A 1337-nucleotide genomic window follows, 5' to 3' on the forward strand; every position below is an offset into this window, starting at 1 on the left:
GAGTTCCTCGGCCCATTCGCGCACGCCCGGGTAGGGGGCGTCGCGGCCGCCGCCGCGCGCGGTGAGCCCGCCGCGCGAGCCCTCGCCGCGCCCCTGCCCGTACAGCTCGTCGAGGGCGGTGGCCAACGGGGCGGTGCGCGGCGGCAGTTCGTCCGGACGGCGACCGAGGACGAGGCGCCAGCGCTCGGCCGGGGTGATGCTGCCGAACCCGCTCGGTGTGCCCGTGCCCGTGCCTGCGCTTGTGCTTGTTCCCGTGCCCGTGCCGGAGAGCGGTGCGGGCCCGTCCGTGGCCGGCTCCGCGCCGGGGGTGAGCGGCACGCCGAGCCCGAGGGCGGCGACGGCCTCGGCGGCGGCGAGGTCGGCGCGCGCGTGGACGGCCTGGGTCGCGGGGTCGACGGCGAGGTCGCCGACGGCTCCGCCGATCAGGGACTCGACGGTCTCGAGCAGGCGCTCCCGCGCGGCCGGTGACAGGGTGTCGAAACCGCCGCGCAGCGCGGGCAGCCGGTCCAGGAAGGCCCGGTCCGACAGCTCCGTGACCCGGTCGAGCAGCGGGCCCAGCGCGTCCGGCGCCGTCTCCAGCAGGGCGCCGGCCGCGGTGCACAGCCCCGTCAGCCGGGCGGTGAGGGCGGCGCGTGCGGCGGGGCCGGATGCGGCGTCGACCCAGGAGGCGACGCGGGCGCCGAGCTCCGGAGCGGGCGACTGTCCGAGGAGGACCCGTACGGCGGCGGCCGCCGCGGCCATCAGCGGGGTGCCGTCGGTGGCGAGGGCGGCGAGCGCGCCGGTGAGCCGCAGGGAGCCCAGCGCGTCGGCGCGGCGCGCCAGTTCGACCAGGGCCCGGGCGTCCTCGGGGTCGTCGGAGCCGGTGAGTCCCTCGACGGCGCGGACGGCGGCGGCGCTCAGCACGTCGGACGCGGCGGCGAGCCGCTGCGGAAGGTCACCGTCGGGGGCGAGCCCGGCGACGTGTCCGGCGGCGATCCGGTCGACGAGGACCAGCCCCGTGAGCAGTTCGGCGAGCGAACCGGCGGCCGGCAGCGCGTGCGTCAGCTCGGCCAGCGCCTCGTCGGCGAGCTCCGGCAGCCCGCATCCGGCGGCGGCCTGGAGCGCGGTGAGCGCCTGGGCGGCGGTCGGGCCGCCCTCGTCGCGGGCCGCGGCGGCGCGGGCGCGCAGAAGGCCCTGGGCCGCCTGGGCCGGGGTCACGCCGCGCACGCCCGCGGTCGTCAGGACGGCGGCGGTCGCCGGGGTCCAGGTGACGGTCCAGCGCGTGGTGAGCGCGTCGGCCCCGCCGGCGCCCGACACGCCCTGCTCCTCGCTGTACGGCACGCCGCACACGGTGAGGC

General features: G+C 80.0%; 1 protein-coding gene. It reads right to left on the reverse strand.

The genetic code is table 11. The features are described from left to right. Positions 1–1320, reverse strand: a 1320-nt coding sequence (locus tag GTW43_RS15760; RefSeq protein ID WP_343246020.1) for a DUF5682 family protein, incomplete at its 3' end; no start/stop codon positions are given. Between the last annotated feature and the right edge of the window lie 17 nt (positions 1321–1337).

Origin of the sequence: Streptomyces sp. SID5785, from assembly GCF_009870065.1 — a bacterium.
GTDB lineage: Bacteria > Actinomycetota > Actinomycetes > Streptomycetales > Streptomycetaceae > Streptomyces.